Origin of the sequence: Streptomyces sp. NPDC057136 (assembly GCF_042670885.1) — a bacterium.
Lineage (GTDB): Bacteria > Actinomycetota > Actinomycetes > Streptomycetales > Streptomycetaceae > Streptomyces.
Window position 1 is genome coordinate 1 of record NZ_JBHUUV010000035.1, and the last position, 22,363, is coordinate 22,363.

The 22,363-nt window shown below is 70.5% G+C and carries 23 protein-coding genes; 6 read left to right on the top strand and 17 right to left on the bottom strand.

The genetic code is table 11. From position 1 onward, the window contains the following. Positions 1-67 precede the first annotated feature (67 nt). The 8 genes from ACFT7S_RS30850 to ACFT7S_RS30885 all read right to left on the bottom strand — a co-directional run bounded on the left by ACFT7S_RS30850 (position 68) and on the right by ACFT7S_RS30885 (position 7,575). Positions 68-826: a DUF3159 domain-containing protein gene (locus tag ACFT7S_RS30850; RefSeq protein WP_382737444.1), complete on the bottom strand. Its 759-nt coding sequence runs from the start codon at positions 824-826 to the stop codon at positions 68-70. Positions 827-829: 3 nt separating this feature from the next. Further along, on the bottom strand, positions 830-1,246 hold the full coding sequence (locus ACFT7S_RS30855) for an OB-fold nucleic acid binding domain-containing protein (RefSeq protein WP_382737445.1): 417 nt from the start codon (positions 1,244-1,246) through the stop codon (positions 830-832). A 108-nt stretch (positions 1,247-1,354) separates the two neighbouring features. Continuing rightward, positions 1,355-2,047, bottom strand: coding sequence for a response regulator (locus tag ACFT7S_RS30860; protein ID WP_382737446.1), 693 nt, complete (start codon positions 2,045-2,047; stop codon positions 1,355-1,357). 76 nt (positions 2,048-2,123) lie between these two features. Continuing rightward, complete coding sequence (locus ACFT7S_RS30865; RefSeq protein ID WP_382737447.1) at positions 2,124-4,667, bottom strand: ATP-binding protein; 2,544 nt, start codon at positions 4,665-4,667, stop codon at positions 2,124-2,126. Between the two features lie 146 nt (positions 4,668-4,813). After that, on the bottom strand, positions 4,814-5,557 hold the full coding sequence (locus tag ACFT7S_RS30870) for an ABC transporter ATP-binding protein (protein ID WP_382737448.1): 744 nt from the start codon (positions 5,555-5,557) through the stop codon (positions 4,814-4,816). 176 nt (positions 5,558-5,733) lie between these two features. Then, the gene (locus ACFT7S_RS30875; protein WP_382737449.1) at positions 5,734-6,504 is read right to left on the bottom strand and encodes a DUF3710 domain-containing protein; all 771 of its coding nucleotides are present in this window, start codon (positions 6,502-6,504) and stop codon (positions 5,734-5,736) included. Position 6,505: 1 nt separating this feature from the next. Beyond that, positions 6,506-7,033: a dUTP diphosphatase gene (dut, locus tag ACFT7S_RS30880; protein WP_382737450.1), complete on the bottom strand. Its 528-nt coding sequence runs from the start codon at positions 7,031-7,033 to the stop codon at positions 6,506-6,508. Further along, positions 7,033-7,575, bottom strand: a complete 543-nt coding sequence (locus tag ACFT7S_RS30885) for a PaaI family thioesterase (RefSeq protein ID WP_382737506.1) — start codon at positions 7,573-7,575, stop codon at positions 7,033-7,035. Before ACFT7S_RS30885 ends, dut begins: the two co-directional genes overlap by 1 nt. A 100-nt stretch (positions 7,576-7,675) precedes the next feature. On the opposite strand from ACFT7S_RS30885, the gene ACFT7S_RS30890 reads away from it, so the two are divergent. Continuing rightward, positions 7,676-8,134 (top strand): DUF3093 domain-containing protein, encoded by a 459-nt coding sequence (locus ACFT7S_RS30890; protein WP_382737451.1) that lies wholly within the window; start codon positions 7,676-7,678, stop codon positions 8,132-8,134. Between the two features lie 15 nt (positions 8,135-8,149). Here ACFT7S_RS30890 and ACFT7S_RS30895 read toward each other — a convergent pair whose 3' ends face one another. The 4 genes from ACFT7S_RS30895 to ACFT7S_RS30910 form a co-directional block, all read right to left on the bottom strand. Beyond that, a complete protein-coding gene (locus tag ACFT7S_RS30895; RefSeq protein ID WP_382737452.1) occupies positions 8,150-9,103 on the bottom strand; it encodes a hypothetical protein in 954 nt (317 codons plus the stop codon). A gap of 12 nt (positions 9,104-9,115) precedes the next feature. Further along, positions 9,116-9,412 (bottom strand): DUF4193 domain-containing protein, encoded by a 297-nt coding sequence (locus tag ACFT7S_RS30900; protein ID WP_003965732.1) that lies wholly within the window; start codon positions 9,410-9,412, stop codon positions 9,116-9,118. A gap of 405 nt (positions 9,413-9,817) precedes the next feature. Next, on the bottom strand, positions 9,818-11,050 hold the full coding sequence (locus tag ACFT7S_RS30905; protein WP_382737453.1) for a sensor histidine kinase: 1,233 nt from the start codon (positions 11,048-11,050) through the stop codon (positions 9,818-9,820). 7 nt (positions 11,051-11,057) lie between these two features. Then, positions 11,058-11,711 carry a response regulator transcription factor gene (locus tag ACFT7S_RS30910; protein ID WP_073721987.1) on the bottom strand — a complete coding sequence of 218 codons (654 nt, stop codon included), beginning with the start codon at positions 11,709-11,711 and terminating at the stop codon, positions 11,058-11,060. Positions 11,712-12,093: 382 nt separating this feature from the next. On the opposite strand from ACFT7S_RS30910, the gene ACFT7S_RS30915 reads away from it, so the two are divergent. Continuing rightward, positions 12,094-12,267 (top strand): hypothetical protein, encoded by a 174-nt coding sequence (locus ACFT7S_RS30915; protein ID WP_382737454.1) that lies wholly within the window; start codon positions 12,094-12,096, stop codon positions 12,265-12,267. Between the two features lie 102 nt (positions 12,268-12,369). Here the strand turns inward: ACFT7S_RS30915 and ACFT7S_RS30920 are convergent, their stop codons facing one another. Beyond that, complete coding sequence (locus tag ACFT7S_RS30920) at positions 12,370-13,170, bottom strand: inositol monophosphatase family protein (protein ID WP_382737455.1); 801 nt, start codon at positions 13,168-13,170, stop codon at positions 12,370-12,372. A 33-nt stretch (positions 13,171-13,203) separates the two neighbouring features. After that, positions 13,204-14,331, bottom strand: a complete 1,128-nt coding sequence (locus ACFT7S_RS30925) for a ferrochelatase (protein WP_382737456.1) — start codon at positions 14,329-14,331, stop codon at positions 13,204-13,206. 163 nt (positions 14,332-14,494) lie between these two features. Here ACFT7S_RS30925 and ACFT7S_RS30930 point away from each other — a divergent pair, with 163 nt between their 5' ends. After that, complete coding sequence (locus ACFT7S_RS30930; RefSeq protein WP_382737457.1) at positions 14,495-15,742, top strand: MFS transporter; 1,248 nt, start codon at positions 14,495-14,497, stop codon at positions 15,740-15,742. Further along, entirely contained in the window at positions 15,699-17,021 is a 1,323-nt protein-coding gene (locus tag ACFT7S_RS30935; RefSeq protein ID WP_382737458.1) for a D-arabinono-1,4-lactone oxidase, read from the top strand. Before ACFT7S_RS30930 ends, ACFT7S_RS30935 begins: the two co-directional genes overlap by 44 nt. A gap of 36 nt (positions 17,022-17,057) precedes the next feature. Here ACFT7S_RS30935 and ACFT7S_RS30940 read toward each other — a convergent pair whose 3' ends face one another. Next, the gene (locus ACFT7S_RS30940) at positions 17,058-18,059 is read right to left on the bottom strand and encodes a hypothetical protein (protein WP_382737459.1); all 1,002 of its coding nucleotides are present in this window, start codon (positions 18,057-18,059) and stop codon (positions 17,058-17,060) included. Between the two features lie 496 nt (positions 18,060-18,555). On the opposite strand from ACFT7S_RS30940, the gene sepH reads away from it, so the two are divergent. Continuing rightward, positions 18,556-19,620, top strand: a complete 1,065-nt coding sequence (sepH, locus tag ACFT7S_RS30945; protein ID WP_382737460.1) for a septation protein SepH — start codon at positions 18,556-18,558, stop codon at positions 19,618-19,620. A gap of 90 nt (positions 19,621-19,710) precedes the next feature. Here sepH and ACFT7S_RS30950 read toward each other — a convergent pair whose 3' ends face one another. Beyond that, entirely contained in the window at positions 19,711-20,541 is an 831-nt protein-coding gene (locus tag ACFT7S_RS30950) for a sulfurtransferase (protein ID WP_382737461.1), read from the bottom strand. Between the two features lie 235 nt (positions 20,542-20,776). Here ACFT7S_RS30950 and ACFT7S_RS30955 point away from each other — a divergent pair, with 235 nt between their 5' ends. Beyond that, entirely contained in the window at positions 20,777-21,553 is a 777-nt protein-coding gene (locus ACFT7S_RS30955) for a VOC family protein (protein WP_382737462.1), read from the top strand. On the opposite strand, the gene ACFT7S_RS30960 is transcribed toward ACFT7S_RS30955, so the two are convergent. Beyond that, positions 21,525-21,821: a hypothetical protein gene (locus tag ACFT7S_RS30960; protein ID WP_382737463.1), complete on the bottom strand. Its 297-nt coding sequence runs from the start codon at positions 21,819-21,821 to the stop codon at positions 21,525-21,527. The genes ACFT7S_RS30955 and ACFT7S_RS30960 overlap by 29 nt on opposite strands. Positions 21,822-22,363 lie beyond the last annotated feature (542 nt).

The window sequence follows — 22,363 nt, forward strand, 5'->3', positions numbered from 1 at the left end:
GCCCCGAACCGTGTCATACGGTTCGGGGCCCCTCTCGTTTTCGTACGCGTATGCCTGTCCGGCCGCGTCAGCCCTCGTGGCTGCCGGCCTGTGCGGCCTGCGCCTTGCGGGCCTTCTCGGCCTGCTCCTCCGCCTCCATTTCGGCGAAGACGTCGATCGGCGGCGGCGCCTTGGCGAGGAAGACCCAGGTCAGATAGACGGCGAGCAGGAACGGCGGGATCTTCAGCGCGACCAGGACCCAGCCGAGCTGGGTGGTGTCGGCCCACCAGTAGAGCGGGAAGAGGATCGCGCACTTGGCGAGGAGGATCAGCCCCCAGGCCCAGCTGGCCTTGGCGTACGCGGCCTTGCGGCCGGGGTTCCTGGTGCGCCAGGAGAGGTTCTCCTTGAAGACCGGGCCCAGGATCAGGCCGATCAGTGGCACGCCCGCGATCGTCGTGACGATGTACGCGAGCGCCAGTCCGAGCGTGTAGATCATGCCCGGCAGATAGAAGTCCTTGGCGTTGCCCGTCATCATCGCGAAGACCACACCGAAGGCCACGCCGAAGACGCCACTGAAGGCGTGCTTGACAGTGTCCTTGCGGATCAGCCGGACGCCGACCATGACCAGCGACACGACCAGTGCCGCGATGGCCGCGGTGTGCAGGTCCTTGTTGATGGTGAACATCGTGACGAAGAGCAGCCCGGGAAGGACTGTCTCCACCATGCCGCGGACACCGCCGAACGCCTCGGAGAGCGCGGCCTCGGTGACCGCCTTCGCGGCGGCCTCCTCCTCGGCGGTGGGGTGGGACTGGTCCGTATCGGACGTCGGCTTGTCAAGAGACGTCACCGGCTACTCCTTGCCGAGCGGTCGGAGTTCGTATTTGGGATTGAACAGCACTCGGCGTCCGTGACTCATGGAGATACGGCCCGAGGCGATGAGCTTACGGCCCGGCTCGATGCCGACGATGGAGCGCCGGCCCAGCCAGACCACGTCGAGCGGCGCGGAACCGTCGAAGAGCTCCGCCTCCAGGGCGGGCACTCCGGCACGCGGACGCAGGGTGACGGTCCGCAACGTACCAGTCACCTTGACGATCTGGCGGTCGGAGCACTCGGCGATGCGGGTGCACCCCGACGCCTGCGCGTCCTCCCGCAGCTCCTCGGACTCCAGGTCCTGCTGGGAGCTGGACAGGCGGTCGAGCATCCGGCGGAAGCGGCCGGACGGCTTATCCGCCTTGCCGGCCTTCTCGAATCGGGGAACAGCACTCATACCCGAAGGGTACCGGTGTCCGGGAGTGTCGGCGGGTGCCCGGGGGTGCCACTCGGACGGGTTACCTCAGTCATCCCGGTATGACCTTCCGTACCCCGTTTCCGGCGGTCAGCCACGCTCGAAGCGGTAGCCCATGCCCGGCTCGGTGACGAAGTGCCGGGGGTGCGAGGGATCGGCTTCCAGCTTGCGCCGCAGCTGGGCCATGTAGACCCGGAGGTAGTTGGTCTCGGTGCCGTACGAGGGGCCCCAGACCTCCTGGAGCAGCTGCTTCTGGCTGACGAGACGGCCGCCGTTGCGGACGAGGACCTCCAGAAGATGCCACTCGGTGGGGGTGAGGCGTACGTCGCGGCCCCCGCGGTTGACCTTCTTGGCCGCCAGGTCGACGGTGAACCCCTCGGTCTCGACGATCACGACGCCGTCGGCGCCGTCCGGGCCGACGGGCTCGGCCCGGCGTACCGCCGCGCGCAGCCGGGCCAGCAGTTCGTCCATGCCGAAGGGCTTGGTGACGTAGTCGTCGGCGCCGGCGTCCAGGGCCTCGACCTTCTCGTCCGAGGTGTGGCGGGCGGAGAGCACCAGGATCGGCACCCGCGTCCAGCCGCGCAGCCCCCGGATCACCTCGACGCCGTCCATGTCGGGCAGCCCGAGGTCGAGAACGACGACATCGGGGTGCCGGGCGGCGGCCAGCTGGAGGGCTGTCGCTCCGTCGGGCGCCGCGTCCACCTCGTACTTGCGCGCCTTCAGGTTGATCACGAGGGCGCGTACGATCTGCGGCTCGTCGTCGACCACAAGCACCCTGGTCATCGTGGACCTGCCTTTCTGCTGCACGGACTGCACGGACTGCACGGACTGCACGGAACTTGTACGAGGTACGGGAGCGTCACGAGGTGACCTGGGCGGGCAGGCCGGTGCTGACCGGAACGTATCCCGCCGCCGCCCTGAGGGTGAGGACCATGGTCATGCCCCCGCCGGGGGTGTCCTCCGCGTCGAGCGTGCCGCCCATGGCCTCCACGAAGCCGCGGGCGACCGCGAGGCCGAGGCCGACCCCGGCGCCGCGCGGGGCGTCGCCGTAGCGCTGGAAGGGCTCGAAGATCCGTTCCTTGCCCTCGTCCGGGACGCCGGGGCCCCGGTCGGCGACGCGTAGCTCGACGCGTTCGCCCAGCGAGCTGGCCGCGACGACGACGCGCTTCCCCTCGGGGCTGTACTTCACGGCGTTCTCGACGATGTTGGCGACGGCCCGCTCCAGCAGCCCGGGATCGACGGCGACCATCGGAAGCGTCTCCGGGATGTCGAGGTCGACACTGCCCTCCGGTACGCCTCCGAGTGCCATGGGGACGACCTCGTCGAGATCGATCTCGCGGATCAGCGGGGTGACGGTGCCGGTCTGGAGGCGGGACATGTCCAGGAGGTTGCCGACGAGGTGATCGAGCCGGTCGGCACCGGCCTCGATGCCTTCGAGGAGCTCCGCCTCGTCCTCCTCGGACCAGGAGACGTCGTCGGAGCGCAGGGAGCTGACGGCGGCCTTGATGGCGGCCAGCGGGGTACGCAGATCGTGGCTGACGGCGGCGAGGAGCGCGGTCCTGATCCGGTTGCCCTCGGCGAGCCGCCTGGCCTCCTCGGCCTCCCCCACCAGGCGCTGCCGGTCCAGTACGACGGCGGCCTGGGCGGCGAAGGCGCCGAGCACACGCCGGTCCTCGGCGGGCAGCACCCGGCCGGAGAGCGCCAGCGCCATGTGGTCGCCGACGGGCATGTCCACATCGGCGTCCTCCGGGCGGACGACCGGAGTCGGGCCGACGGACCCGGCGCAGGTCCACGGATCGACGTCGCTCTGCCGCTCCAGGAGGGCGACGGACTCCATCGCGAAGGTCTCGCGGACCCGCTCCAGCAGGGCGTCCAGGGTGGTTTCGCCGCGCAGGACACTGCCGGCCAGGAAGGAGAGGATCTCGGATTCGGCGCGCAGCCTGGCGGCCTGGTGGGTGCGGCGGGCCGCCAGATCCACCACGGAGGCGACCGCGACCGCCACCGCGAAGAAGATCACGATGGCGACGAGGTTCTCCGGGTCCTGGACGGTCAGCGTGTGGGTGGGCGGGGTGAAGTAGTAGTTGAGCAGCAGGGAGCCGGCGGCAGCCGATGCGAGGGCGGGGCGCAGTCCGCCGAGCAGGGCGGCGCCGACGGTCAGGAAAAGGAAGAGCAGGACGTCGTTGGCGAGCCCCGGGCCGTCCTCCAGGCTGCTGAGGAACAGCGAGAGGGCCACCGGTCCCCCGACGCCGACGGCCCAGCCCCAGAGGATGCGGGCCCGCCCGAGCCGGTTGCCGCGGGCGAGGGGCAGTCCGCGGCCCTTGGCGACCTCTTCGTGCGTGACGATGTGGACGTCGAGGTCGGGGCCGGAATCCCGGGCCACTGTGGCGCCGACGCCGGGGCCGTATATGTACTGCCATGCCTTGCGGCGGCTGGAGCCGAGGACGATCTGCGTGGCGTTGACCCCGCGGGCGAATTCGAGGAGCGCCGAGGGTATGTCGTCGCCGATGACGTGGTGGAAGGTGCCGCCCAGATCCTCGACGAGGGTGCGCTGTACGGCGAGTTCCTTGGGCGAGGCGGCGGTGAGCCCGTCGCTCCGGGCGATGTACACGGCGAGGATCTCGCTGCCCGAGCCCTTGGCGGCCATCCGGGAGGCGCGGCGGATGAGGGTGCGGCCCTCGGGGCCGCCGGTCAGCCCGACGACAATGCGTTCGCGGGCCTGCCACGTGGTGCGGATGTTGTGCTCGCCGCGGTACTGCTGGAGGTATTCGTCGACCCGGTCGGCGACCCAGAGCAGGGCCAGCTCGCGCAGTGCGGTGAGGTTGCCGGGGCGGAAGTAGTTGGACAGGGCCGCGTCGAGCTTGTCGGGCTTGTAGATGTTGCCGTGGGCCATGCGGCGGCGCAGCGCCTGGGGCGACATGTCGACCAGTTCGATCTGGTCGGCGCGGCGTACGACTTCGTCCGGGACGGTCTCGCGCTGCCGTACCCCGGTGATCGACTCCACCACGTCGCCGAGCGATTCCAGGTGCTGGATGTTGACGGTGGAGACGACGTCGATGCCGGCCGCGAGGAGTTCCTCGACGTCCTGCCAGCGCTTGGCGTTGCGGGAGCCGGGCACATTGGTGTGGGCCAGTTCGTCCACCAGGGCCACGGCGGGTGCCCGCTCGCGGACGGCGTCGACGTCCATCTCGGTGAAGGCGGCCGAGCGGTACTCGATGTCACGGCGCCGGATCTGTTCCAGGCCGTGCAGCATCACCTCGGTGCGCGGCCGGTCGTGGTGCTCCACGAAGGCGACGACGCAGTCGGTGCCCCGCTCCACCCGACGGTGTGCCTCGGAGAGCATCGCGTACGTCTTGCCGACGCCCGGTGCCGCACCCAGGTAGATCCGAAGCTTGCCGCGTCCCATGGCCTCATTGTCTTTCAGAATCGACTGCGGCCGATGCGGCAGCCGATTCCGAAACTACTCCGAGGATTTCGGGCATATCGGACCGGGGGTGGCTCCGGGGTGCGTATTGACGGGATTCTGATGCCCGGCGGGGCTCCCCGCGGCCCTCAGACCGCCTTCGCGTGCTCCACGATGTGCCCGTCGCTGAGCTCCAGGACCCGGTCGGCGAGACCGAGCAGCTGGGCGTCGTGGGTGGCGACGAGGACGGTGACGCCCTCGCTGCGCACCACCGCGCGCAGCAGCTCCATGACGGCGAGACCGGTCTCCGCGTCGAGCTGTCCGGTGGGCTCGTCGGCGATCAGCAGAGCGGGCCGGTTGGCGAGCGCGCGGGCGATGGCGACCCGCTGCTGCTGTCCGCCGGAGAGCTCACCGGGGCGCTGCTGGGCGTGGTCACCGAGTCCGACCAGCGAGAGCATCAGCGCCACGCGCTCCTCGCGCTCCTGCGGGTCGGCCTTGCGCAGCCGCATCGGTACGCCGACGTTCTCGGCGGCGGTCAGGATCGGGAGCAGACCGAACGACTGGAAGATGAAGCCGATCCGGTCGCGGCGCAGTTCCAGGAGCCCGTTCTCGCCGAGCTCGGAGAGGTCCGTGCCGTCGACGACGATCCGGCCGCTGTCCGGCGAGTCCAGACCGCCGACCAGGTTGAGCAGCGTCGTCTTGCCCGATCCGGAGCGCCCCTTGAGTGCGACGAGCTCACCGCGCGGGATCTCGAAGGAGACACCGCGCAGCGCGTGGACGGCCGCGGCGCCGGTCCCGTACGAGCGGCGCAGATCCTCGATCCGCACCATGGGCCCGCGGCCCGGCTCCTCGGCCACCGCCGTGCCGCCGTGTGCGCTGATGCTCTCGGTCATGTCTCTCCCCGTACGTGCGCTTCCCCGCCGCGGCCAGTATGTGCATGAGGCACACGGCCGGGCAATGGTCAGATGCGGGAGATCGGTCCGGCGTACCGCACGGACACGGAAAGGCCGGTGGGCCGTACCCCTGGACTTGCGGGTACGGCCCACCGGCCGATGCTGCGGGGAGCGCCTCAGCGCACCTCGGTGATCTCGGGTCCGCGCTGGAGCTGACCCATTCCACCGGAGAACTTCGAGCCCTCCTGCTCCTCCTGCTGCACACCCTCCGGCACCATCTGGGCGTCGTTGGGGAGCTTCAGGACGATGGGGTCGCGCGGCGCCATCGGGCCCTCGCCACGGACGACCACGGTGTCCCGGAAGATCGTCTCCAGCAGTCCGGCGGCCTCGGGCTGCACGGCACCCTGGCCGGAGATGACTCCGCGCAGGAACCAGCGCGGCCCGTCGACTCCGACGAAACGCACGAGCTGTACGCCGTTCGTCCCGTCCGGAAGCTGTACGGGGACCTGGGCGCGCAGCTCCCAGCCCAGCGGACCCTCGACCTCGTCGATGATGCCGCCCTGCTGGGTGATGCCCGAGGCGATCTCCTCGCGGACCTCGCCCCAGATGCCCTCCTTCTTGGGGGCCGCGAATGCCTGGAGCTGAACCGCGCTGTCACGCAGGACCACGGTGGCGGCGACGATCGCGTCACCCGCGACCTCGACCCGCAGCTCCATGCCCTCGACTCCGGGCACGAAAATGCCGCCCAGGTCGACCCGGCCCTCGCCGGGCTGGGTCACCTCGTCGAAGTCCCACGGCCCGTCCGGCCTGGGGGCCGGCGGAAGGTTCATCCGGCGCGAACCGCTCGCGGCGCCGTCGGTGTCGAGCTCGTCGGCGACCTGCTCGGCCTCGCGCGCTTCGTCCGCCGCGTCCTCGGCGGAACCACTCTTCTTGCGACGTCCGAACACGTCACTGTCCTTCCCGGTCGGATACGACCGAAGCGTAGCTGTTCCCACCCTCGGTGATCCCGCCCCTGACGCCGTCCACCGCGGCATGACCGCCGGTGGACCCGAAGCCACCCTCGGCCCGCGCCGAACCGGGAAGTTCCGCCACCTCGTGGAAGCGCACCTTCTCGACCTGCTGGACGACCAGCTGGGCAATCCGGTCGAAACGTTCGAACCGCACGGTCTCGCGCGGGTCGAGGTTGACCACGATCACCTTGATCTCCCCACGGTACCCGGCATCAACCGTCCCTGGGGCATTCACGAGGGCCACTCCGCAGCGGGCCGCGAGGCCGGAACGCGGGTGCACGAACGCGGCGTACCCGTCGGGCAGCGCGATCGACACCCCGGTCGGCAGCACCACCCGTTCCCCGGGCGCGAGTTCGGCGGCCTCCGTGGTCACCAGGTCGACCCCGGCGTCGCCCGGATGTCCGTACGAGGGGATCGGCACCTCGGGGTCGATCAGGCGGATCAGTACGTCGAGAGGAGGGCGCATCAGGGGTTCACCTCGAAGGCGCGGGCGCGCTTGACCTGGTCGGGGTCGGCCATGGCCGCCTGGATCTCGGCGGGACGGCCGTTCTCGATGAAGTGGTCGACCTTGACCTCGATGAAGAGGGCGTCGGCGCGGACCGCGACGGGCCCGTCCGGGCCACCGATCCGGCCGGTCGCCCTCGAGTAGATCTTGCGGCGGTGGACGGCGGTGATCTCGGCGTCCAGGAAGAGGACGGTGTCCACCGGTACCGGACGGACGAAGTCGGTCTCCAGCCGTCCGGTCACCGCGATCACCCGCAGCAGCCAGTTCAGCGAGCCGAGCGTCTCGTCCAGCGCCGTGGCCAGTACGCCGCCGTGCGCGAGACCTGGGGCACCCTGGTGGGCGGCCTTCACCGTGAACTCGGCGGTGACGCGTACGCCCTCTCCGGCGCGGGCCTGGAGGTGCAGCCCGTGCGGCTGTCCCCCGCCGCAGCCGAAACAGTGTTCGTAGTGCGCGCCGAGGAGTTCTCCCGGCGCCGGGGCTTCGGGGTGCCGGACCGGCGCCACCGCGTCGGCCGGAGGCGTCAGAGTCTTAGATGTTCCACTCACAGGCGCAGACCTTACCCGCGCGGCCGACCGCAGGTCGCGCCGTGCCAAGCTGGGTTTCATGCAGCCTTCCGCAACGCCCTTCGACGAACGTCTCACTGCCCCCCGTTCGTGGTGGGTCATCGCCTTCGGGGTCGGCATCGCCTGTGCCCTCATGCTCCTGCCGCTCGGCACGGTGCCCCTGCTCGGCGGACTGGTCGGCGGCACGGCGGCCTCGGCGGTGGTCGTGAGTTCGTACGGCTCCGCGCGCATCCGCGTGGTGGCGGGCGCCCTCGTAGCGGGCGACGCGCGGATTCCGCTGTCCGCGCTCGGCGAGGCCGAGGTGCTGGACGCGGAGGAGGCGCGCGCCTGGCGCTCGCACAAGGCCGACATGCGCGCGTTCATGCTGCTGCGCAGCTACATCCCGACGGCGGTGCGGGTCGAGGTCACGGACCCGGCCGACCCGACTCCGTACGTCTTCCTGTCGACCCGCGAGCCGCAGGCCCTGGTGGCGGCGCTGACGGCGGTACGGGCGGCCTGAGCCGAACGAGAGGCCCTAGCTCTTCGGCGCCCCGGGCAGTTGCTTGGGGTTCGCGGGCTGTTCCAGCGCGGGCAGGTCGGGGAGCCGGTCCCAGGTCACCTGGTCCTTGCGCAGGTCCTTCCTGACCCGTTCGGCGAGCTTCCGGGTGTCGCGCCTGTTCATCATCGCGCCGACCGCGGCGCCGATCATGAACGGGATCAGATTCGGCAGATCGCGCGCCATGCGCTTCATGATCTGCTGGCGCAGCTCGCGTTTCATCTGGCCGCCGAGCGCCGCGTTCAGCGTGGTGGGCCGTGAGACGTCGATACCGCGCTCCTCCGTCCAGGACGTCAGATACGCGGTGCTGCGCTGGCTGATGTTGCCGGGCGGGCGCCGGCCGTAGACCTCGTGGAGCTCGGCGACGAGCTTCAGCTCGATCGCGGCGACGCCGGTGATCTCCGCGGCCAGCTCGGCGAGCATGGCGGGCGGTACGGGCATCATGGCCGCCGCCCCGATTCCCGCGCCGACGGCGGCGGTGGCCTTGCTCGCGCCCGCGATGAGCTTGTCGGCGAGCTCTTCGGGGCCGAGCCCCGGGAACTGCCTGCGCAGGGTGGCGAGATCGCGCACAGGGACGCGGGGAGCCGTGTCGATGATCCGGTCGGCCAACTGGCCGGCTACGGCTCTGGCGCTCTCCCCGCTCTTGCGTACGCCCCGTTTCAGTGTGTTCAGACGGCCTGCCCCGGTCACGGGCTCCGTCCTGCCGGCCTCTCCGGCCTTTTCCGTGGCGCCTGATGCGCCTTCCGTCCGGACTGCTTCGAGCGAGGCCGATCGGCCTCGCTCGTCGTCAGGTGCGCCGACGGAGGGCGGCAGGGCGGCGGAACGCTCGGCAGACGGGCTTGCGCCTGCTGCCGGGCCTGTGCCGCCCTGATGCGCCTCCGCGGTCTTCTTGTGCCACAAGCGCCGCTTCCGGAACGGTGTGTCGCCTGCCACGGCCGACCCGACCTAGTCGCAGTCGCGGCAGATCGGCTGGCCGTTCTTCTCGCGGGCCAGCTGGCTCCTGTGGTGCACGAGGAAGCAGCTCATGCAGGTGAACTCGTCGGCCTGCTTGGGCAGGACCCGTACGGCGAGTTCCTCGTTGGACAGGTCTGCGCCGGGCAGCTCCAGTCCTTCGGCCGCGTCGAATTCATCGACGTCGACGGCGGATGCCGTCTTGTCGCTCCGACGAGCCTTGAGCTCTTCGAGGCTGTCCTGGTCCACGTCGTCGTCGGTCTTGCGCGGGGTGTCGTAATCCGTTGCCATGTCGCTCTCCCCCTCATGGGTGTCTGCGGTGTCTCCAGCGCACGTAACGCGTGAGAGGCCGGACTTGTGCCCGACCTGAGGCGGAGATTTTGCCTCACATCAAGGTCTGTTACTCAATCGACACCCAATCGGGCCCCTCGGGAGAGGTCGGCTTGGGTGGCGATGGGGACCGTACACGGTCCTGGTACTGCAGTTCACGGGCGCCACCCCGTGTACTTCCCGTGATATCGACCCCCGGAAACCCGGACGTTTCCCGGCTTTCCGACGGAGGTGCGATCACGGAGAGTAGAGGACGGAGTTTTCGCATCTGTGATCGATCACACACGGACTCGCCGGGAACGGGTCCCGAAAATTCCGCCTAAAGCGAACAGTGCGATCCATTGCGGCCTCGCACCACGAACCCTCTCAGACCGGCAGGGTGACGCGCATCACAAGACCACCGCCCTCGCGAGGCTCCGCGATGATACGGCCTCCATGGGCCCGCGCGACGGACCGCGCGATCGACAGGCCGAGTCCGACCCCCTTGTCGCTGCCCGTCCGCTCCGTACGCAGCCGCCTGAAGGGCTCGAAGAGGTTGTCGATCTCGTACGCGGGCACCACGGGACCCGTATTCGAGACGACGAGAAGCGCCTGCCCGGGCTGGAGCTCGGTGGTGACCTCCACCCAGCCATTTTCGGCCACGTTGTAGCGGACGGCGTTCTGTACGAGGTTCAGCGCGATCCGCTCCAGCAGGACACCGTTGCCCTGGATCACGGCAGGGGCCCGCTCGCCGCGGATCTGCACGCCCTTCGCCACGGCCTCCGCGTGCGCCTGGTCGATGGCACGCTCCGCGACCTCGGCCAGATCCACGGGTTTGCGTTCGACGATCTGGTTGTCGCTGCGGGCGAGCAGCAGGAGTCCTTCGACCAGCTGCTCACTGCGCTCGTTGGTGGCCAGCAGGGTCTTGCCGAGCTGCTGGAGCTCCGGCGGGGCCTCCGGGTCGGAGAGGTGGACCTCCAGCAGCGTGCGGTTGATGGCGAGCGGGGTACGCAGCTCGTGCGAGGCGTTCCCGACGAACCGCTGCTGGGCCGTGAAGGCGCGCTCCAGGCGGTCCAGCATGTCGTCGAAGGTGTCGGCGAGCTCCTTCAGCTCGTCGTCCGGGCCGTCCAGCTCGATCCGGCGGGACAGATCGGTTCCGGCCACCCTGCGGGCGGTGCGGGTGATCCGGCCGAGCGGGGACAGCACCCGGCCCGCCATGGCGTACCCGAAGGCGAAGGCGATGATGCTGAGGCCCACGAGGGCCAGGAGCGAACGGTTCAGCAGGGTGTCGAGTGCCTGCTTGCGCTGGTGGTTTACGCAGGCGTTCATGGCCGCGTTGAAGGCATCGGGCGTGGCCTTCTTGGGAAGGTCGCACACCTCACTGGTGACCTCGCCGTTCACGATCTGGAACGGCAGCTCACTGCCCACGTGCAGGGCCTGCGCGGCGAGCATGTAGATGATCGAGAGCAGCAGAATGCCCGCGATCAGGAACATGCCCCCGTAAAGCAGCGTGAGCCGTATGCGAATGGTCGGGCGCAGCCAGGGATACGGGGGCTCCTGCTGTTTGGGCTCCCAGGTCGGCTTCGGAGGCGCTGTCACGGGCGCCGGGGCGGCTGGCACGGCGTCCTCAGATCCGGTATCCGGAACCGGGCACCGTGACGATGACGGGCGGTTCGCCGAGCTTGCGGCGCAGGGTCATCACCGTCACGCGCACCACGTTGGTGAACGGGTCGGTGTTCTCGTCCCACGCCTTCTCCAGCAGCTGCTCGGCCGAGACGACCGCGCCCTCGCTGCGCATCAGGACCTCCAGTACGGCGAACTCCTTCGGCGCGAGCTGGATCTCCTGCTCGTCCCGGAAGACCTCGCGGCGGTTGGGGTCGAGCTTGATCCCTGCGCGCTCCAGGACGGGCGGCAGTGCGACCGTCGTGCGGCGCCCCAGGGCCCGTACCCGCGCGGTCAGCTCGCTGAAGGCGAAGGGCTTGGGGAGGTAGTCGTCCGCGCCGAGCTCCAGTCCCTCCACCCGGTCGCTGACGTCACCGGACGCGGTGAGCATGAGCACCCGGGTGGGCATGCCGAGCTCGACGATCCTGCGGCAGACGTCGTCGCCGTGGACCAGCGGGAGATCCCGGTCCAGCACCACCACGTCGTAGTCATTGACCCCGACACGCTCCAGGGCCGCGGCACCGTCGTAGACGACGTCGACGGCCATGGCCTCCCGGCGCAGTCCGGTGGCCACCGCATCGGCGAGCAGCTGCTCGTCCTCGACGACGAGTACGCGCACGGCGCTGTCCTTCCATAGATATTTCGGTACATCGAAACGGCGAACGGCCCTGGTCCGGGCCGCTCGGCCGCACGGTCAGCAGAGTGACTGTGCGCGTCCATCCTGCCCGCAACGCGCATAAACCGGCGGTAAGACGACGTGGTGCCGATTGCGGCTCCGACTGCGGCTCCGGGGAATGCGGAGGATTTGCGGGCCAGTTGAGGTTTCTGGCGAAGCCGGGCTGGGGAGGACGACTTCACACCCGAGATCACCCTGCACGTGGCATGCCACTGCCCGTTCTGTCCCCCTGAGGGGGAACGCGTGATCACCCGCCCTCCGGTCCCCGGCCGGAGGAACCCCGGGCACACCCCCGTGCCACCGACCCACGATGAAGGGGCGCTCCATGGACGCTTTCACCGCAGGTCTGCTGCAACGCATCAGGAGCACCGAGTCCGACCTCACGAGGGCTCGCGAGACAGGTGACGACTTCCTCGCGGATGTCGAGCAGGGAGAGCTGGACGACCTGCGCCGCCTCGCGGCCGAACACGGCGTCGAAGTCAGCACCACAAGCGTCTGAGCCGCTACGAGAGGGCCCCGGCTGCCATGACCGGCAGCCGGGGCCCTCCTCTGTGTCCGCGCGCCCGCAGGGGTCTCGTCAGGGGCTCGGGCGGGCCCTCGGTCAGTCGTGCCAGGCGCCCAGCTTTTCCAGAAGCGCCTGGAGGGGCTCGAAGACGCCGGGGGTGGCGGCCACCGTCAGTCCGCCGTCGGCGGGCCGTCCGGGACGCCCGCCGGTGAGTGCGCCCGCCTCCCGGGCGATGAGATCGCCGGCCGCGAGGTCCCACGGGTGCAGTCCGCGCTCGTAGTAGCCGTCGAGACGGCCCGCCGCGACATCGCACAGGTCGACGGCGGCCGAGCCGCTGCGCCGGATGTCGCGCAGCCGCGGGATGAGCTGCGCGGCGACGGCCGCCTGGTGGGTGCGGACGTCGGTGACGTAGTTGAAGCCCGTCGACACGAGCGCCTGGTCGAGCGGGGGTGCGGGACGGCAGCGCAGGGCGGCACCGTTCACGTACGCACCGCCGCCGAGCACCGCGTGGTAGGTCTCACGGCGCATCGGGGCCTCGACCACACCCACGATCCGCTCGCCCTCGCGTTCCACCGCGATGGAGACCGCCCAGGTGGGCAGGCCGTAGAGGTAGTTCACCGTGCCGTCGAGCGGATCGATGACCCAGCGGATGCCGGTGCTGCCCTCGGCGCTCGCGCCCTCCTCGCCGAGGAAGCCGTCGCCGGGGCGGCGCTCGGAGAGGAAGCCGGTGATCAGCTCCTCGGCGGCGATGTCCATCTCGGTGACGACGTCGATGGGGCTGGACTTGGTCGCGGCCACCCCCAGATCGGCCGGACGGCCGTCGCGCAGCAGGGCGCCGGCGCGGCGGGCCGCTTCCAGGGCGAGGTCGAGGAGTTCGGTCAGGAAGGGGTCGGTCACAGTGCTCCCAGGAGGATTGCGGTCGGACAGGCCCTAGGCGTACGGGCTGTCGGCGCCCGCTGCGGCGGGCTTCGGGGTCCGGGCCGGACAGCAGCCGACCGGGCACAGGTCGTGACCGGGGCCGAGCGCGCCGAGGGCGCACCGCTCCACCGCGCGTCCCCGCTCGGTCGCCGTGCGTTCCATGATCAGCTCGCGGACAGCCGCGGCGAACCGGGGGTCGGCGCCGACGGTCGGAGACCTGCGTACGGGCAGACCGAGCTCGGCGGCCTTCGCGGTCGCCTCGGTGTCGAGGTCGTACAGGACTTCCATGTGGTCCGAGACGAAGCCGATGGGGACCATCACGACCGCGGGGGTGCCCGTGCCGTGGACGGCCTCCAGGTGGTCGCAGATGTCGGGCTCCAGCCACGGGATGTGCGGGGCGCCGCTGCGCGACTGGTAGACGAGCTGCCACGGGTACTCGATGCCGGTCCGCTCACGCACCGCCTCGACGATCACCCGGGCGACGTCGAGGTGTTGGGCGACGTAGGCCCCACCATCACCGTGGGCCTCCTCGGGGCCCGAGGCGTCGGCGGCGGAGGTGGGGATGGAGTGCGTCGTGAAGGCGAGGTGCGCGCGCGCCCTGACGTCCTCGGGCAGATCGGCCAGCGCGGCCAGCACGCCGTCCGCCATGGGCTCCACGAAACCGGGATGGTTGAAGTAGTGCCGCAGCTTGTCGACGCGCGGTACGGGCAGCCCCTCGGCCTCCAGGACCGCGAGCGACTCGGCGAGATTCTCGCGGTACTGGCGGCAGCCGGAGTACGAGGCGTAGGCGCTGGTGGCCAGCACGGCGATCCGGCGGTGTCCGGCCGTGGCCATCTCGCGCAGGGTGTCGGTGAGGTACGGCGCCCAGTTGCGGTTGCCCCAGTACACCGGGAGGTCCAGGCCGTGCTCCGCGAAATCCTTGCGCAGGGCGTCGAGCAGAGCCCTGTTCTGCTCGTTGATGGGGCTGACGCCGCCGAACAGGAAGTAGTGCTTGCCGACTTCCTTCAGGCGCTCCTCGGGGATGCCCCGGCCACGGGTCACGTTCGCCAGGAACGGGACCACGTCGTCCGGGCCTTCGGGGCCACCGAAGGAGAGCAGCAGCAGGGCGTCGTAGAGAGCGGGATCGCGCAGATCGGACATGAACCCGATCCTGCCACCCGGGTCCGACAGCGCGGCAACCGACATCCGTCCAGGTATCGGCAGCCCGGCAACCGACATCCCTCCAGGTATAGGACACCCGTCGGTTCCGCCCGTAAGCTGTATCGGCCATCTTCACGCGTGACAGGCTCGACCGGAGTGCCCCTTGCACAGCCCCTACCGCGCCATCTTCGCCGCCCCCGGATCCAAGTGGTTCTCGACTGCCGGATTCATCGGCCGGATGCCGTTGTCCATGATGGGGATCGGCGTCGTGACCATGATCTCCCAGATCACCGGCCGGTACGGCCTGGCCGGCGCACTGTCGGCCACGCTGGCCATGGCGGCGGCGGTCTTCGGTCCGCAGATCTCCCGGCTGGTCGACCGGTACGGGCAGCGCCGGGTGCTGCGCCCGGCCACGCTGGTCTCCGTGGCGGCGGTCGCCGGACTGCTCGTCTGCGCCCAGCAGCGGTGGCCCGACTGGACCCTGTTCGTCTTCGCCGCGGGCGTCGGCTGCGTACCCAGTGTGGGTTCGATGATCCGGGCCCGCTGGGCGGAGATCTACCGCGGCTCGGCCCGTGAACTGCACACCGCGTACGCGTGGGAGTCGATCGTCGACGAGGTGTGCTTCATCTTCGGGCCGATCATCTCGATCGGGCTCTCCACCGCGTGGTTCCCGGAAGCCGGTCCGCTGCTGGCCGGTGTGTTCCTGGCGGTCGGTGTCTTCTGGCTGACCGCGCAGCGCGCCACCGAGCCGGTCCCGCAGCCCAGGTCGCAGCAGTCCCGCGGCTCCGCACTCCGCTCCCCCGGGCTCCAGGTCCTGGTGGTCACCTTCGTGGCGACCGGAACGATCTTCGGGGCCGTGGATGTGGTCACCGTGGCCTTCGCCGAGGAGCAGGGCCACAAGGCGGCGGCCAGTCTCGTGCTGGCGGTCTACGCCCTGGGTTCCTGCCTCGCCGGGGCGGTGTTCGGGCTGATGCACCTCAAGGGCAAGCCATCCACCAGGTGGCTGGTGGGAGTCTGTGTGATGGCCGTGAGTATGATCCCCCTCCAACTGGCCGGGAACCTGCCGTTTCTGGCCGTGGCGCTCTTTGTCGCGGGCCTCTCCATCGCACCGACGATGGTGACCACCATGGCCCTCGTCGAGCAGCACGTACCGCGCGCCGAACTGACCGAGGGCATGAGCTGGACCGGTACCGGGCTCGCGGTCGGAGTGGCGCTCGGCTCCTCGGCCGCCGGCTGGGTGGTCGACGCCTCCGGAGCGGAGGCGGGGTACGCGGTGCCCACCGTGGCGGGAGCGCTCGCGGCCGCGGTGGCGTTCCTGGGGTATCGCCGGCTGACCAAGCCGGTGCCTACGGGAGGGCGCGGGGAAGATGAGCGACACCTACGCACGGACGACGACAAGCGCGTGGCGTAACTGGGCGGGGAACGTCACGGCCCGGCCTGTTCGGGCGGTGTCACCCGCGTCCGTGGACGAGCTCGCCGACGTGCTCCGCAGGGCGTCCGAGGACGGCCTGAAGGTCAAGCCGGTCGGCACGGGCCATTCGTTCACGTCGACCGCGGCCACCGACGGCGTTCTCATACGTCCTGATCTGCTCACCGGCATCCGGGAGATCGACCGTACGGCGATGACGGTGACGGTCGAGGCCGGCACCCCGCTGAAGCGGCTCAATCTGGCGCTCGCCCGTGAGGGACTCTCCCTCACCAACATGGGCGACATCATGGAGCAGACGGTCGCCGGGGCCACGTCGACCGGCACGCACGGCACCGGCCGCGAATCGGCGTCCCTGTCCGCCCAGATCCGTGCCCTCGAACTGGTCACGGCGGACGGCACGGTGCTGCGCTGCTCGGAGGCGGAGAATCCGGATGTCTTCGCCGTCGCCCGTCTGGGGCTCGGCGCACTCGGCGTGATCACCGCGATCACCTTCGCCGTGGAGCCGGTCTTCCTGCTGACGGCCCGTGAGGAGCCGATGACCTTCGACAGGGTCACCACCGACTTCGACCGGCTCTTCACCGAGAACGAGCACTTCGAGTTCTACTGGTTCCCGCACACGGGCAACTGCAACACCAAGCGCAACAACCGCAGCGCGGGCCCGGCCGCCCCGCCCGGCAAGGTCGGCGCCTGGGTGGACGACGAGCTGCTGTCGAACGGCGTCTTCCAGGTCGCCTGCTCGCTCGGCCGGGCGGTCCCCGCGACCATCCCCTCGATCGCCAGGCTCTCCAGCCGGGCCCTGTCGGCCCGTACGTACACCGACATCCCGTACAAGGTCTTCACCAGCCCGCGCCGGGTCCGCTTCATGGAGATGGAGTACGCGCTGCCGCGGGAGAGCGCCGTCGAGGCGTTGCGCGAGGTCAAGGCGATGATCGACCGCTCGTCCCTGCGGATCAGCTTCCCGGTGGAGGTCAGGACCGCGCCCGCCGACGACATCGCGCTCTCCACGGCCTCGGGCCGGGAGAGCGCGTACATCGCCGTGCATCTGTACCGGGGGACGCCCTACCAGGCGTACTTCACCGCGGTGGAACAGATCATGACCGCTCATGGCGGGCGCCCGCACTGGGGCAAGATCCACACCCGTGACGCCGGCTATCTGGCCGGGGTCTACCCGCGGTTCGGTGAGTTCACCGCCGTACGCGACCGGCTCGACCCGGACCGGCTGTTCGGCAACGACTACCTGCGCCGCGTACTCGGCGACTGAACGGGCCGGCACCGGGCGAGGCGGGGGCGCCCGTCGTCAGCCGGCGGTTTCCGTGTCCGTGGCCGCCTCGTCCTGCTGCACCGGCGCCTCGGCCGTACCGGTCGGGTCCGGGGTGGACGTGGCGCCTTCCTCCGGCACGGTCGGGGTGGGCGTGGGAGTGGGGGCTGTCTCGCCGGAGCCGGACGGCGTGGGCGTCGGCTCGGTTGCCGCGCCGTCACCTTCCTGGCCGGGGTCCGGATCGGTGCTCGCGCCTTCGCCCTGATCCGTTCCCGGTGCCGTGCTGTTGCCGGACCCCGGTTCCTGGTCCCTGCCCTGCTCCTGGTCCGTGCTGCTGGAGGGCGCGGGGTCGGCCGGTCCCGAGCCCTGGTCCCCGCCGCGTACGACGGAGCCGAAGGTCGTTCCCCGGCCGCCGCTCAGATCGTTGCCGGAGACGAGCTCGAACGTGGTGATCCCGATCATCGCCAGCGCGAAGACCGCGACGGCCGCGAGCGCCGGCTTCTTCCAGCCCCGGATGCGCGTGCCGTGCGTGGTGGCGCCGGAGAACGCGTCATCGGGCTTCAGCACCTGCGTACGATCCGGGTCGGACTTCAGCACCTGCGTACGATCCGGGTCGGACTTCAGCACCTGCGTACGGTCGGGCTTCAGGAGCTGGGTGCGGTCCAGGTCGAGCATCTGCGTGCGGTCGAGGTCGGTCCGCACGGTCCGCAGTACGGTCGTCGCGTCGTCCGCCGACTGCTGCCCCGCCGGAGTCGTCTCTCTCGTCCGTACGGTCACCTGGCGGCCCGCCGGGTGCTTCACCTGGACCGTGACCTCGCGGATCTGCTCGCCCGTGCGGCGGAAGAAGTGCTGGAAGACGGAGCCTCCGCAGGTGGCGACGACGCTCATCACACCCGCCCCGAGAATCGTTCCGTACACGCCCAGTTGCGAGGCCATCACGGCTGCGGCGACCGCCGCCACAGCACTGCCGGCAACCTGCGGCAGACTCAGATCGATGCGCCTTCCCTTAGGTTCTATGTCGCTTTCCGGCTTATCGGCCATTACCTGCCCCTGCTTGACAACTCTCCCACCATGCAACAAGAAGGGACCTTTGAGCGAAGTGAATAGTTCCGCTTCTGGTGATTCTGTGAAGCAGGACACGCATTGCGCACATATGACCGGCCGACGCGCGAGCCAACTCCCGCGCCCCGGGAGAACTTCGGCGGCGCGCCGGTCCACCCGCGTGGCCCGAATGGAGTACTGTGGCGAGCCCTGGGGCCGGACTCCCGCATGGGTATCCGAGCTTTACGGGAGGGGGCCGAAGACGGCACTCGAACCGGCGGCGCCGCGGCATCGCACGGCGCCTGTGACACGGAGTGACCATTCGGTCACTGTGCGTCGCGCACAGGTAACCGTGCCATCCCGGCGCTCAAGGGCCAAGGCCCGACACGCCGGGTAACTTGGCAAGGTTGTGGCAGGCTGCACCCGGGCAGGCCACACTCGACTAGCGGAAGCAGCGACGCACGTGACGTCGGCAGGCACCACCCGGGAGGTTCCCATGCCCGAACTGCGTGTCGTGGCCGTCTCAAACGACGGCACACGACTGGTGCTCAAGGCTGCGGACAGCACGGAGTACACGCTTCCGATCGATGAGCGGCTGCGTGCCGCCGTGCGCAACGACCGCGCCCGGCTCGGCCAGATCGAGATCGAGGTGGAGAGCCACCTCCGCCCCCGCGACATCCAGGCTCGGATACGTGCCGGTGCCTCCGCGGAGGAGGTCGCTCAGTTCGCCGGAATCCCCGTCGACCGTGTACGCCGCTTCGAGGGCCCCGTGCTCGCGGAGCGCGCCTTCATGGCCGAGCGGGCCCGGAAGACTCCCGTGCGCCGTCCCGGCGAGAACACCGGCCCCCAGCTCGGCGAGGCGGTGCAGGAGCGCCTCCTGATGCGGGGGGCGGACAAGGAAACAGCCCAGTGGGACTCCTGGCGCCGCGACGACGGCACCTGGGAAGTCCTCCTGGTCTACCGGGTCGCGGGCGAACCCCACTCGGCGAGCTGGACGTACGACCCGCCCCGGCGGCTCGTACAGGCCGTGGACGACGAAGCGCGCTCGCTGATCGGCGAGACCGACGACGTCGCCGCGCCGGAACCCAGCTTCCCCTTCGTACCCCGGATCGCACGGCTGCCGCGCGACCGGCCGCTGGACCGTGCCCTGGACCGTCAGATGGAGCGGCCTGCTCCGCCGCCGCCTCCCGAGCCCGATGAGCACATCGGCGGGGTGTCGGCCAACGAGCGCGATTCGCTGACCAGCCTGCTGGAGGCCGTACCGAGCTTCCGTGGCGACATGGTCGTACCGGAACGGCCCTCGCCGCCCGAGCCGCCCGCCATCGAGCCCGCGGTCCAGGAGCCCGAAGCGGACGAGCCGCCCGCCGCGGCGGCTTCCGCGGGGGCCGGCTCGGCGTACGCGGACGTGTTGATGCCGCGTGCGGTGGCCGGCCATCGCGACCGGCTCACCGGGACGACGGACCGGCAGGCCGAGGCGGACGGTGTCCGTCCGGGCCGTCGGGCAGCGGTACCCAGCTGGGACGAGATCGTGTTCGGTACGCGCCGGAAGAAGCAGGACTGAGCCGGTGATCGCCGCATGACGAGGGCCCGTACGCAGTCGCGTATGGGCCCTTGCCGTGTCCGGCTGCCGGAACCGGCCCGTCCCGGGGTGTTACTGCGGGTCCGGGCCCGTCGCGACCGGCCGGGACGCGTCGGAGGACCACTCGGACCAGGAGCCCGCGTACAGAGCTGCCCGGTATCCGGCGAGCTCCAGCGCCAGCACCTCGTGGGCGCCGGAGACGCCCGAGCCGCAGTAGACACCGACCGCACCGGCGTCCCCGTCGGCTCCCAGCCCACTGAACCGGTCGGCCAGCAGCTCGGCGGCCAGGAATCGTCCGTCCTTGCCGACGTTCTCCGTGGTCGGCGCCGAGACGGCGCCCGGGATATGGCCGCCGACCCGGTCGATCGGCTCCACGTCACCCCGGTAGCGCTCCGCGGCCCGCGCGTCGAGCAGCAGCCCGGAACGGGCGAGTGCGGCCGCCGCGTCCGCGTCGAGCAGCGGCAGCGCACCCGGCTCCGGCCGGAAATCGCCCTCGGCCGGTGCCGGCTTACCGGTCGAGAGCTCGCCGGTCCAGGCCGCGAGACCGCCGTCCAGCACCCTGACGTCGGGATGCCCGGTCCAGCGCAGCAGCCACCAGGTGCGGGCCGCCGCCCAGCCCTGACCGCCGTCGTACGCCACCACGGGGGTGTCGCGGGAGACCCCGGCGCGGCGCATCACCGCCCCGAACTCCTCCGGGTCGGGCAGCGGGTGCCGGCCGCCCTTGCCCGCCGGGCCCGCGAGCTCCGCGTCGAGATCGACGAAGACCGCACCGGGCAGGTGCCCGGCCTCGTAGTCGGGGCGGCCGTGCGGACCACCCAGTTGCCAGCGGACGTCCAGGAGCACCGGCGGACGTGGCCCCGCCGACTCGCTCGCACATTCGGATGCGGTGATGATGGGCTTCATGAGTGCCATCCTCGCGCAGGAGCCACCCGGCCTGCAGTGATGTCGATGCGGATATTCCATTCCAAATCGGACCCCCGGTGTCGAGAAGCCGTCGAAAGGCGGCGCGGCCGGGGCGCGTCACGCGTCAGGGGGTGCAAGCATCTGCACGGACGTACATCACCTCCCCCATCCCGGGCCGGTGTACCGGTCCTGTCCTTTCGTACGGCCACACAACGGTCCGAGGAGAGAGAAGACGATGACCGAGGCTGCCGAGCGGCGCACACCCGGAACGCCGTGCTGGGTAAGTCTGATGGTGCACGGCCTGACGGCCACCCAGGAGTTCTACGCAGCCCTGTTCGGCTGGGAGTTCCGGCCGGGGCCCGATCAACTGGGGCCCTACGTCCGTGCACTGCTCGACGGCAAGGAGGTCGCGGGGCTCGGACAGCTGGCACCCGACCGGCACCTGCCGATCGCCTGGACGACCTATTTCGCCACCGACGACGCCGACCTCACCGCGGAGACGATCCGCTCCTGCGGGGGCACGGTCGCGGTCGGGCCCCTCGACGCGGGTGAGGCCGGCCGTCTGGTCATCGCCTCCGACCCAAGCGGGGCGGTCTTCGGTCTCTGGCAGGCCGCCGCCCACCTCGGTACGGCCCTGGCGGGCGCCCCGGGGACACCGGTCTGGAACGAGCTGGTGACCCGGGAGACCACGACGGTCGCCAAGTTCTACCAGGCGGTCTTCGGCTTCGAGACGGAGGCAGTGGTCTCCGCCGACTTCGACTACCAGACGCTGCACGTGGACGGCCGCCCCGTGGCCTCGATGCACGGCGTGGGGCACGCGCTGCCGCGCGACCGGGGACCGCACTGGATGACTCACTTCGAGGTCGCCGACAGCGATGAGGCCGCGGCCCGGGTGGTCGAGCTCGGCGGGCATGTCCTTCAGCCGCCGAGGGACGGCACGACGGGCCGGCTGGCGACCGTCTCGGACCCGGAGGGAGCGGTCTTCACGATCGTACGGTCGGCCGCTCGCTGAGCCGGTCGCTCACCGGCCCGGCGCGCGCACCGGGGGTGCGACATCTGGGCGCCTTGGCGGTGACCATCAGGCCGGCGGTCAGGCCCGCGATGAGCATGCCGCCGATCGCCCACCAGAGGGTGTCGGTGTAGCCGCCGAGCAGTTGTCCGGTGAACGCGTCGTCCGACGCGTTCACATGACGCAGGCGGGCGGTGAGGACAGTGCCGAACAGCGCCAGGCCGAGTGTGACACCCATGTGCTGGGCAGCCGTGGTTGTCGCGGACCTCACTCCGGAGCACTGTGGCCCAGGATCAGGCCGATGCCGCCGAGCAGGCCGCCGACGAAGACGACCGAGGTGCTCAAGCTGATAGTGCCCAGCACCATGGCAGCCCGGCCAGGCCGTTCCTGCCGGCCGGAGGCCGCATGCCGTAGCCGTGGCCGGAGCCCTGGGGCTGGGGAAATACGGGCCTGCCTCAGCCGGCGCCTTGTGATTCGGCGACATATCTATCCCCTGCGAGTTCATCAACCGTCCTCCCGTCAACTGGTCAGGGCACGATCCTGGTCTGCGGGTCTCGGGTGCGCATCGCGGTAAGTCGGGAGAAAGTGCTCCCTCGATCGGGGGAGGCTCCCGGTGAACGGCCCGGTCATAATGGCCGAATCGTGATCAAGGGAATCCTGCCGCTGCTGCACGGCTCCACGTATTCGGGCATGTTGTTCGCCTATTGCGGAGCGTTGGCGAGCCTTCCATTGCTGCCTTTCGCGCTCCTGCCGGTAGCGGCGGGGGCTGACCGCGGTCGCCCGTCGAGTGCTGAGGGTGCCGTTGCCGGACCC

Coding starts and splice junctions, on each gene's coding strand:
- ACFT7S_RS30890 (WP_382737451.1), top strand. CDS start 7,676: ATGCAGCCTTCCGCAACGCCCTTCGACGAACGTCTCACTGCCCCCCGT.
- ACFT7S_RS30900 (WP_003965732.1), bottom strand. CDS start 9,412: ATGGCAACGGATTACGACACCCCGCGCAAGACCGACGACGACGTGGAC.
- ACFT7S_RS30925 (WP_382737456.1), bottom strand. CDS start 14,331: ATGTCCGATCTGCGCGATCCCGCTCTCTACGACGCCCTGCTGCTGCTC.
- ACFT7S_RS30870 (WP_382737448.1), bottom strand. CDS start 5,557: ATGACCGAGAGCATCAGCGCACACGGCGGCACGGCGGTGGCCGAGGAG.
- ACFT7S_RS30940 (WP_382737459.1), bottom strand. CDS start 18,059: ATGGCCGATAAGCCGGAAAGCGACATAGAACCTAAGGGAAGGCGCATC.
- ACFT7S_RS30935 (WP_382737458.1), top strand. CDS start 15,699: ATGAGCGACACCTACGCACGGACGACGACAAGCGCGTGGCGTAACTGG.
- dut (WP_382737450.1), bottom strand. CDS start 7,033: ATGCGCCCTCCTCTCGACGTACTGATCCGCCTGATCGACCCCGAGGTG.
- ACFT7S_RS30855 (WP_382737445.1), bottom strand. CDS start 1,246: ATGAGTGCTGTTCCCCGATTCGAGAAGGCCGGCAAGGCGGATAAGCCG.
- ACFT7S_RS30915 (WP_382737454.1), top strand. CDS start 12,094: ATGGACGCTTTCACCGCAGGTCTGCTGCAACGCATCAGGAGCACCGAG.
- ACFT7S_RS30860 (WP_382737446.1), bottom strand. CDS start 2,047: ATGACCAGGGTGCTTGTGGTCGACGACGAGCCGCAGATCGTACGCGCC.
- sepH (WP_382737460.1), top strand. CDS start 18,556: ATGCCCGAACTGCGTGTCGTGGCCGTCTCAAACGACGGCACACGACTG.
- ACFT7S_RS30955 (WP_382737462.1), top strand. CDS start 20,777: ATGACCGAGGCTGCCGAGCGGCGCACACCCGGAACGCCGTGCTGGGTA.
- ACFT7S_RS30950 (WP_382737461.1), bottom strand. CDS start 20,541: ATGAAGCCCATCATCACCGCATCCGAATGTGCGAGCGAGTCGGCGGGG.
- ACFT7S_RS30865 (WP_382737447.1), bottom strand. CDS start 4,667: ATGGGACGCGGCAAGCTTCGGATCTACCTGGGTGCGGCACCGGGCGTC.